Genomic DNA, 9,908 nt, shown 5'->3' with positions numbered 1-9,908 from the left:
GTGCCGGCCAGCCCGGCGCCGCCCCGCCCAGCCGCGCCCCGACCAGCCGCGCGCCCGCGCCAGACGAGAAGGAACGTATGGATCTGCCTGAGAACCTCTTTAAGTTCGACATCATCGCGAACGACCCGAACACCCACGCACGCTGCGGCGTCTTTCACACCGCCCATGGCGACATCCCCACTCCCATCTTCATGCCGGTGGGCACCAAGGCCACGGTGAAGGGGCTCATGCCCTTCCAGATCCGTGACCTCGGGGCGAAGATCATCCTCAACAACACCTACCACCTCGCGATGCGCCCCGGCGCGGACCTCGTGGAGGAGATGGGCGGCGTGCACGAGTTCATGCGCTGGGACGGCCCCATCCTCACGGATTCCGGCGGATTCCAGGTCTTCTCCCACAACGAGTTCATGAAGCTCACGAACGACGGCGTGCGCTTCCGCGCCGTCGACTACGACGGCCGCTGGGTCAGTTGGACGCCCGAGGACAACATGGCCATCGCCGAGAAGCTCGGTAGCGACATCTGCATGCAGCTCGACCAGTGCCCGGGCTATCCGGCCACGAAGGACTACGTCGCCCGTGCCGTCGAGCTCTCGAGCATGTGGGGGGAGCGCTGTTGGAACGCTCATACGCGCCCTGACCAGGCGCTCTTTGGCATCGTCCAGGGCGGCATGCACATGGACCTGCGCCTGAGGAGCCTCGCTCACCTCGAGGAGTGCGGCGACTTCCCGGGCTATGGCATCGGCGGCTACTCCGTGGGCGAGGACCACGAGACGATGTACGAGACGCTCGAGCCGCTCGTGGCGGAGCACATGCCTAAGAACAAGCCGCGCTACCTGATGGGCGTGGGCAACCCCACCACGCTCGTGCGTGCCGTCGCCTCGGGCGTCGACATGTTCGACTGCGTGCTGCCTACGCGCACTGCGCGCATGGGCACGGCGTTCTCCAGCGAGGGGCGCCTCAACCTCAAGAACGCGCGCTTCGCCCATGACCACGGGGTGCTGGACGAGTACTGCGATTGCCCGGCGTGCCGCGGCGGCTTCACGCGCGCCTACATCCACCACCTCGTGCGCCAGAAGGAGATGCTGGGTGGCATCCTGCTCTCGCAGCACAACATTCGCTATCTCCTCGCCCTCATGGAGCGCGTGCGCGCCGCCATCGCCGAGGGCCGCTACGCCGAGTTCTATCGTGACTGGATGAACTCGCCCGCCGCGAACGACTTCTAGGGCGTTTCGCTTGGCGGCTTGCTGGGGCCAGACCTGCCGTAAGTGACTGCGGGGGGGCGACGTGGAAGCGATTCCGCGTCGCCCCTTTGCGTGATTGGCGATGCCGCCGTCACATGACCTTCCCCGAAGGCCGAGAGGTAACCCTCCTGCAACTGTGCGGCCCTCCTATTAGGTACAATCGAGGGGTTAAACAGACTACGGCCGGGTTTGGCGACGCGTTTTGCCGCTCGGCCACACAAGGGGGACCTATGAAGCGTGACGCCGACGAGGCTCGCGACGATGCCGCGGTATCGAGCGACGAGACTTCCAATTCCGAGAAGGACATGAAGGCGGAGGAGTCCGCGAATGCCGCCGAGCCCGAGGGTGACGCCGAGAAGGATGAGCCCGGCGAGGCCGAGAAGGACGCCGAACCGGACGCCGAGCCCGAGGAGCCCACGGCCAAGGCGGACACCCCGGCGAGTCGCACCGCCCAGGAGCGTAGCCGCCACTCGGGTGTGATGTTTGCGACCCTTGCGCTCACGATTCTGGCGCTCGTGGGCCTGCTCCTGCCCGCGTGGGGCATTCCGCTGGGTTGTGACCTCGGCGGCGCCTCCGTCGTGACCCTCACGGCGAGCGACTACGAGGACGGCACCACTGCAGCGGATGCCCTCGCCGTCCTCAAGAACCGTGCCGCGCTCCTCAGCGAGCGTGACATCCAGGTCACCCAGACCGGCGACGACACCTTCGAGCTGCGCGTGCCTGCGGGCTATGATGCGAGCTCCGTCGCCTCCGCCCTCACGTGCAAGGGACACCTCGAGTTCGCCCGCCTCGACTCCGTGTCTGACGCGGACGCCCTCCAGCAGCTCCAGGCTGGTGCCTCGGGCGTTACCCTCGACGAGGGCACCTACGAGCCCTTCCTGACCTCTGACGAGGTGAAGGGCGCCACCGTGGTCTCCCAGAGCTACTACGGCATGACCTACTACGCGCTTTCCGTCTCGCTCGACTCCGACGGCGCCTCCGCGCTCGCCTCCACGACCGAGGACCTCGCCTCCTCCTCCGGCCAGATTGCCGTGCTGCTCGACGGCGCGGTCATCGCCGAGCCCTCCGTGAAGAACAAGATCGAGGGCAGCAAGATCAGCATTTCCGGTGGCTATACCGAGGACCAGGCCACGGCGTATGCCGCCGCGCTCTCGGGCGGCGAGCTGCCCTGCTCCCTCTCCCAGACCGAGCCCGTCTCCGTCGGCGCTCGCGCTCGTGGACATGCGCGCGAGCTTGCGGCCGTGGCGGCGATTGTGCTCGCGATTGTTGCCGGTGCCGTCGCCTCCGCCAAGCTTGGCCGCGCGGGCTTCCTCGCGGCGAAGCTCTCCGTCGTGGTTGTTGCCATCACGCTTGGCGTGCTGACCATCCTCTATCGCTTCGAGCTCGTCATCCTCGGCCGCGCCGAGCTTCTCGGCCTGGCTACCACCGAGGTCATCTCCATCATCTGCGGCGTGCGCATGGCCGCCCGCTACCGCGCGGCTCGCAACGAGGGCTCCTCGGTGCGGAAGAGCCAGCAGCAGGCGACGGGTCCTGAGCTCGCCCTTCTCGTCAAGGCGGCTGTTGCCGTTCTCGTGCTTTCCGTCGCGGCCGCCTTCTTCGCGCACGGCTTTGCCCGCGAGCTTGCGGTGACCCTTGCTGCCGGCATGGCGTCCCTGCTCGTCACGCTCGGCCTCTTCGCGCCCGCCGCCCTTTGCGTCCGCACGGCTGCGGACGTGTTCGAGACCGTCGGTGACGAGTTCACGGCCGCACAGGACGGCACCGCTGGCGTTACGGACGGCGAGTAGAGATGAGTGGCCTGCGAGAGAGCGGGCGTTGGCATCTGCTGCCCGGCGACGTTGCCGCCGAGCACGAGATTTGCATCGCCTGCGGCGTGTCACCGCTTGTGGCGCGCGTCATGGTGGCGCGCGGCATTCGCGACGCCAAGAGCGCCCAAGAGTTCCTCACCCCGTCGCTTGACAGAGACTGGCATGACCCGCTCGAGCTTCCCGGCCTGCCCGCCGCGGCCGACCGCGTCGAGCGAGCCGTGCGCGGCGGTGAGACCATTGCCGTCTTTGGCGACTTCGACGTGGACGGCATGAGCTCGACCTGCCTTCTTACGCTCGCGCTTCGTGACCTTGGCGCCGAGGTGCACCCCTACATCCCCAGGCGCTTCGGCGAGGGCTACGGCCTTTCCTCCGAGGCGCTCCAGCGCGTGGTCGAGGGCTGCAACCCCGATCTCATCATCACGGTCGACAACGGCGTTGCCGCCGCGGTCGAGGTCGAGATGGTGCGCTCCGAGGGGATCGACGTCGTCGTGACGGACCACCACGAGCCGGCTGACCTCGTGCCCCAAGGCGTCCCCGTCTGTGATCCCAAGCTCGACCATAGCTGTCCCAGCTGCGACCTCGCCGGTGCTGGAGTCGCACTCAAGCTCGTTCACGAGCTGGGTCGCCGCTTTGGCAGATCGGACCTCTGGCGCGAGTACACGGACGTGGCGACGCTCGGCACCATCTCTGACATGATGACCCTCACGCGCGAGAACCGCGCCCTCGTCACGGAGGGCATCGCGCTCATGCGTCACACCAAGCGCGTCGGCCTGGTTGCGCTCGCCGCGGCCGCTGGCTGCGACCTCACCCAGATCGAGGCGAGCGGCCTGCCCTTCTCCCTCGTCCCACGCCTTAACGCTGCGGGTCGCATGGGCGACGTCGACGTGGCGTTTGACCTACTCATCTCCAACGATCCGGACGAGGCGGCCCGTCTCGCCGCCGAGCTCGAGACCATCAACCAGAACCGTCGCGACATAGAGTGCGAGCTCGCCGACGCCGCCATGGCGATGGTGGAGGAGACCTATGACGGCGGCCGTGCCATCGTCGTGGGCGGCGAGGGTTGGCACGAGGGCGTGAAGGGCATCGTCGCCTCGCGCGTCGTGAACCGCTATCACGTGCCTGCGATTCTGTTCTCCATCTCGGACGGCGTGGCGCACGGCTCCGGTCGCTCGGTCGGCTCCGTGAACCTCTTCGAGGCGGTCGAGAAGTGCGCTGATCTCTGCGTGCGCTTTGGTGGTCACGCTGGCGCCGTGGGCGTCACCATCGACGCCGAGAACCTCGACGCCTTCCGCGAGCGCCTCGAGGCTGTCATGGCCGAGCTCCCGGAGGAGCAGTTCGTCGATACGGACGAGGTCGCGGCCATCGTTGGCCTCGATGAGCTGGACGTGCCCACGATCGACTCCCTCTCCGTCCTGAAGCCGTTTGGCCAGGGAAACAAGGTGCCCCTGCTTGCTGCGACGGGCGTGGTCATGCGCGCACGCAGCCGTGTAGGCCGCTCCGGCGAGCACCTGCGCTTCCTTGCCACAGACGGCGTGAACACCGTGCCGGCGATCATGTTCCGAACGCCGGACGTCGAGAGCGCGTGCGACTACGAGGGGGCCGTCGACCTCGTCTTCGAGGCCGTGGCGGAGACCTGGCAGGGCCGCACGAAGCCCAAGCTTATGGTGCGCGACATCATCTATCGTACGGCGGACGCCGCTCCTGCGCCCTCGATCGTCAACGAGATATTCTCCCGCGTTCCCCAGATCCTCGCGTCAGACTCTCGCGAGGGCCTGCTCGCGGCAGTGCCCGCAAGTGACGCCCCCGCTTCGCCCGCGGGCGAAGACCTCACGGCCTCGCTCGTGCGTCGCTTCATCGGCGACCACGACCTGCTCCCCGCGCAGAAGCTCGCTCTCGACTCGCTTGCCGCGGGCAAGAGCACCCTTTGCGTCATGGTGACGGGTCGTGGCAAGTCCCTCATCTTCCACGTGCACGCCGCGCGCATCGCTCTCGCGCGCAAGCAGGCGAGTATCTTCGTGTACCCGCTGCGCGCCCTCGTGGCGGACCAGAGCTTCCATATCGCTGGGGAGCTCGCCGAGCTCGGCCTTTCCGCCCGCGTCCTCACGGGCGAGTCCACGCCGGACGTCCGCGCCGAGGTCTTCTCCGGCCTTTCCGCGGGAAAGGTCGACGTCATCCTCACCACGCCGGAGTTCCTCGCCATCCATTCCCGCGAGTTCGCCCGTGGCTCGCGCGTGGCCTTCGTCGTCATCGACGAGGCACATCACGCCGGCACCTCGAAGGGTGGCAACCGCGGCGCCTACCAGGAGCTTCCCCGCGTGCTCGACGAGCTGGGCAACCCGACGGTCCTTGCCGTGACCGCCACGGCTGCCGAGCCCGTCGCCCGCGAGATCTGCCGCCTGGCCTCGATCGAGAGCGTGTTCGTCGACGACACCTGTCGCGAGAACCTCGTCCTCGATGACTCGCGCGAGCTCCGTGACCGCGATGCGGCGCTCACCGCAATCGCCAGCACGGGGGAGAAGTGCGTCGCCTACGTGAACTCCCGCGAGCAGTCCGTCGTGCTCGCCCGCGCGCTTCGCAAGACGAATCCCGAGCTCGCGCCCCACATCGCCTTCTACAACGCGGGCCTTACCCGTGCCGAGCGCAACCGCGTGGAGAACGCCTTCCGCGCCGGAGAGCTCACCTGCGTCATCTCGACGAGCGCCTTTGGCGAGGGCGTGAACCTGCCCGACATCCGTCACGTCATGCTCTACCACATGCCCTTCGGCGCGGTGGAGTTCAACCAGATGAGCGGCCGCGCCGGCCGTGACGGCAAGCCCGCGACCATTCACCTGATGTTTGGCGCCCGCGACGCCCGCGTGAACGAGCGCATCCTGTCCTCCTACGCACCCGGCCGAGACGAGCTCGTCTGCCTGTGGCGCGCGCTCCGCTCGCTCTCCGCGCGTGCCGCCGCTGCGGGCGAGGGCAGCATCGCGCACACGAACGCCGAGCTACTCGATGCATGTCTCCAGATAACCCCAGGGTGCGGCCTTGAGGAACGGTCGGTCTCCGCGGGGATCGCGATCTTCCGCGACCTGGGCTTTCTGACGGTCGAGGGATATGGCACGCAGCGTCGGATTCGCATGGCGGAATCGCCCGAGCGTATGGAACTTGACCAGTCAATCCGCTACCTTGAGGGCATGAGGTCTGGCGCCGAGTTCCGTGAGTTCCGCGACTGGGTGCTCTCAGCGACGCCCGAAGAGCTGATCGGGCGCATCAACAGGCCCATCGTTCCCGGTTTTGGGACGATGGCGCGCGAGGGAGGGGAGTGAGCCCCATGGCTGACACCAAGCACGAGGCCGCGACGGATGTCGAGCGACACGTTACCGCTCCGCCCGAGGGTGCGCCAGAGGTCGGCGCGGACGATTACCCACTGCTGCGCAAGACCTGCTCGCGCTACCTCACTCCGGAGGAGATGGCCAAGGTCGACGAGGCCTATCGCTTCGCCGCCGAGTTCCACCGCGACCAGAGGCGCAGGAGCGGCGAGCCCTACATCAACCATCCCGTCGAAGTGGCTCTCATCCTCGCGCATGACCTTCACATGGACGAGGACGTCATCTGCGCGGCCCTGCTCCACGATACGGTCGAGGACACGCCCGCCACGCTCTCGGACCTTTCCGAGCTCTTTGGCGAGACGGTGGCCGAGCTCGTCGACGGCGTCACGAAGCTCACGTCCATCGAGGTCGATTCGATGGATGCCAAGCAGGCGCTGAACCTACGCAAGATGTTCCTCGCGATGAGCCGCGACATTCGCGTCGTGATCATCAAGCTCGCTGACCGCCTGCACAACATGCGCACGCTGGCTGCCCTCCCGCCCGATCGCCGCGTCTTCAAGGCTCACGAGACGATGGACGTCTATGCCCCACTCGCGGACCGTCTCGGCATCTCCTCCATCAAGTGGGAGCTCGAGGACCTCGCCTTCTTCTATCTCGAGCCCGAGGAATACCAGCGCATCGCCCGCATGGTGCAGGACTCCCGCGACCAACGCGAGCGTGACACCGAGGAGGCCATCAAGACCCTCACTGACGAGCTTCGCCGCGTCGGTCTCGATGGCATCCAAATCACGGGACGCCCGAAGCACCTGTGGAGTATCTACCTCAAGATGAAGCGCAAGGGCAAGGAGTTCTCGGACATCTACGACCTCATCGCCCTGCGCGTCATCCTCAACACCGTGGGCGACTGCTACAGCGCGCTTGGCGCCGTCCACTCGCTCTGGCACCCGCTGCCGGGCCGCTTCAAGGACTACATCGCCACGCCCAAGCCCAATGGCTACCAGTCGCTCCACACGACGGTGGTTGGCCCGGACGCGCGCCCCATCGAGATTCAGATTCGTACGCGTGAAATGCACGAGCAGGCCGAATATGGTATCGCCGCCCACTGGCTCTACAAGCGTGCCGGCAACTCGCAGGGCAACATGAGCCAGGATGACAAGAGCGTTGACAAGCAGATCTCCTGGATCCGCCGCAGCCTCGACTGGACGGTCGAGGACGACATGGTTGACCCGCATGAGTTCCTCGAGGACCTACGCGTCGACCTCTTTGGCGACGAGATCTTCGTCTTCACGCCGAAGGGCGAGGTCATGAGCCTGCGTGCGGGTTCTACGCCGCTTGACTTCGCCTATCAGGTGCACACCGAGGTGGGCAACCACTGCGTGGGCGCCAAGGTGAACGGCAGCGTGGTCTCGCTCACCACGCCGCTTGCCACGGGTGACCGCATCGAGATTCTCACCAACAAGAACTCCAAGCCCAGCCGCGACTGGATGAACATTGTGGCCACGCCCTCCGCGCGCGCCAAGATCCGCAAGTACTTCGCCGCCTCGACCAAGTCTGACGACGCGGAGTCCGGTCGTGGCGAACTCGCCCGAGAGCTGCGCAAGCGTGGTTATGGCATCTCCACGCCGAGGAGCGTCAAGGCACTCAACCGCGCCGCCGAGGCTCAGTCGTTCAAGACCACGGACGACATGTTCGCCGCCATCGCGAACGGCAAGCTCACTGCCAAGTCCGTTGCCAACAAGGTCGAGGCCATCCTCGAGGAAGGCTCGCCCGAGGAAGTGCTCGCCGCCCAGCAGAAGGCGAACGCCGAGGCCAATGCCGCCCGCCAGCAGTTCTTCGATGCGGACGTGCCGATGGTCGGTAACAAGCAGACGCGCGCCACGCGCGGTCGCAAGCCTGGCGATGGTCGCAAGCGCACGAGCTGTGGCGTCGTCGCCAAGGGCGACGCTGACCTCCTCGTCCACCTCGCGCACTGCTGCAACCCCGTCGCAGGCGACGAGATCGTGGGCTTCATCACGCGTGGTCGCGGCGTGTCCGTCCACCGTGCGAACTGTCCCAACGTGAAGGGCCTCATGGCTCACCCGGAGCGCATGATCGACGTCGAGTGGGATACCTCCGGCGCCACGCAGTTCCAGGTCGAGATCGTCGTCGAGGCGACGGACCGCATGGGTCTGCTCAAGGACGTTACGATCGCCGTGGGCGACGCGGGTGGCAACATCCTCTCCGCCGCGACGAACACCAACTCGCATGGCGTGGCGAAGCTCCGCTTCCTCATCGCCATCAGCGACGCGAACCTGCTCGACACGCTGCTTGCCACGATCGGCCGCGTGCCCTCCGTCTATGACGCGCGGCGCATCATGCCTGGTGAGGGCGCGAGCTCGATTCACGGGAGGAGATAGCCGGCATGGGCATCTACAATGCGGGCGCTATGGGACTGGACGGCGTCGAGGCCGTGGAGTCCGGCAGGCTCAAAGTCATGCTTTTCCACGTCGAGGTCGGCATGCATTCGACCAACTGCTACGCCGTGGTGAGCGAGGGCCGCGCGCTGGTGGTTGACCCTGCCAATGGGGGCGCCACTATCGCCAAGGAGCTCGACGTGCCGGTCGAGCTTGTGGTCGCCACGCATGGACATGTGGATCACGTGGGTGGCGTGCTTGGGCTGGTCGAGGCCACGGGCGCGAAGTTCGCCATCTCCGCGGCTGACGCTGATGTCGCGATGCATGCCAAGCGCGAGCTATCGATTGGCGCGAACTATGACGATGACGCGCCGAAGCCGGATATCCTGCTTAAGGACGGCGACGTCGTAGGCGTTGGCGCGGCGAGGTTCCGCGTCCTCCCGACGCCCGGCCACATCCCGGGTGGCATTCTGCTCGTGGGCGAGGGCGATGCCGAGGGAATCTGCTTTACCGGTGACACCATCTTTGCTGGTAGCGTGGGTAGGACGGATCTTCGCGGCGGCGATATGCCCGCCATGCTCGACTCCCTGCGCCGTGCGGCAGGCGAGATTCCGCCGGAGACGTATCTGCTTCCCGGCCACGGTGACGACACCACGATGAGCTGGGAGCTCGGACACAACCCCTACCTGCGATGGGTGGGTTAGCGGCGGGCGGCTGAGACTGGTTTGCGCCTGGCGCGAACGGGCGGCGAGTACGGCCGGGCGGTTGCTTACGGCGAGCGCGGCCGAGCGCCTGCTTCCGCTGGGCGCGTTTGGGCATAGACACCACGAAAAAGGCCGGCCTCGCAATACGCGGGGCCGGCCGAATACTTGGTGCCCGAGGCGAGGGTCGAACTCGCACGAGGTTTCCCCCAGAGGTTTTTGAGACCTCCGTGTCTGCCATTCCACCACTCGGGCTTAAGCGCGCTGTTCGCGCGACGGACAAGAGTATACAGAATGCCCGGCAGGAATGCCCGACGACACGCTTAAAGCCGCTATGCGTGCATATACGTTGGCGCCGCCTGCCCGCTTCCGCTCGGCAACGTAAGACGACACGCTTAAAGCCGCTAAGCGCGCATGAACGGCGGAGGCGCCTGGTCACCTCCATTCGGCAAGGTAA

Annotated in this window: 5 protein-coding genes and 1 tRNA gene; 5 read left to right on the top strand and 1 reads right to left on the bottom strand. The window is 66.6% G+C overall.

All coding sequences use genetic code 11. The features are described from left to right. Positions 1-77: 77 nt before the first annotated feature. The 5 genes from tgt (at position 78) to ACTQ1Z_RS04265 (ending at position 9,454) form a co-directional block, all read left to right on the top strand. Entirely contained in the window at positions 78-1,223 is a 1,146-nt protein-coding gene (gene tgt, locus ACTQ1Z_RS04285) for a tRNA guanosine(34) transglycosylase Tgt (RefSeq protein WP_441859004.1), read from the top strand. Between the two features lie 248 nt (positions 1,224-1,471). Then, entirely contained in the window at positions 1,472-3,025 is a 1,554-nt protein-coding gene (locus ACTQ1Z_RS04280; RefSeq protein ID WP_441858995.1) for a SecDF P1 head subdomain-containing protein, read from the top strand. A 2-nt stretch (positions 3,026-3,027) separates the two neighbouring features. After that, the gene (gene recJ, locus ACTQ1Z_RS04275; protein ID WP_441858993.1) at positions 3,028-6,354 is read left to right on the top strand and encodes a single-stranded-DNA-specific exonuclease RecJ; all 3,327 of its coding nucleotides are present in this window, start codon (positions 3,028-3,030) and stop codon (positions 6,352-6,354) included. A 5-nt stretch (positions 6,355-6,359) separates the two neighbouring features. Further along, entirely contained in the window at positions 6,360-8,753 is a 2,394-nt protein-coding gene (locus ACTQ1Z_RS04270) for a RelA/SpoT family protein (protein WP_441858991.1), read from the top strand. 5 nt (positions 8,754-8,758) lie between these two features. Beyond that, positions 8,759-9,454 (top strand): MBL fold metallo-hydrolase, encoded by a 696-nt coding sequence (locus tag ACTQ1Z_RS04265; protein WP_441858989.1) that lies wholly within the window; start codon positions 8,759-8,761, stop codon positions 9,452-9,454. A gap of 166 nt (positions 9,455-9,620) precedes the next feature. Here the strand turns inward: ACTQ1Z_RS04265 and ACTQ1Z_RS04260 are convergent. Then, positions 9,621-9,706 (bottom strand) — tRNA-Leu (locus ACTQ1Z_RS04260). Positions 9,707-9,908 lie beyond the last annotated feature (202 nt).

The sequence above is a fragment of the Parolsenella sp. LCP21S3_E11 genome (assembly GCF_052118165.1).
GTDB lineage: Bacteria > Actinomycetota > Coriobacteriia > Coriobacteriales > Atopobiaceae > Parolsenella.
Note: the sequence above shows the minus strand (reverse complement) of the source record. Positions and strands in the feature narration are given on the sequence as shown.

Bases quoted from the DNA above. Each gene is read 5' to 3' on its own strand.
- ACTQ1Z_RS04265 (WP_441858989.1), top strand. From the start codon at position 8,759: ATGGGCATCTACAATGCGGGCGCTATGGGACTGGACGGCGTCGAGGCC.
- ACTQ1Z_RS04270 (WP_441858991.1), top strand. From the start codon at position 6,360: ATGGCTGACACCAAGCACGAGGCCGCGACGGATGTCGAGCGACACGTT.
- ACTQ1Z_RS04280 (WP_441858995.1), top strand. From the start codon at position 1,472: ATGAAGCGTGACGCCGACGAGGCTCGCGACGATGCCGCGGTATCGAGC.
- recJ (WP_441858993.1), top strand. From the start codon at position 3,028: ATGAGTGGCCTGCGAGAGAGCGGGCGTTGGCATCTGCTGCCCGGCGAC.
- tgt (WP_441859004.1), top strand. From the start codon at position 78: ATGGATCTGCCTGAGAACCTCTTTAAGTTCGACATCATCGCGAACGAC.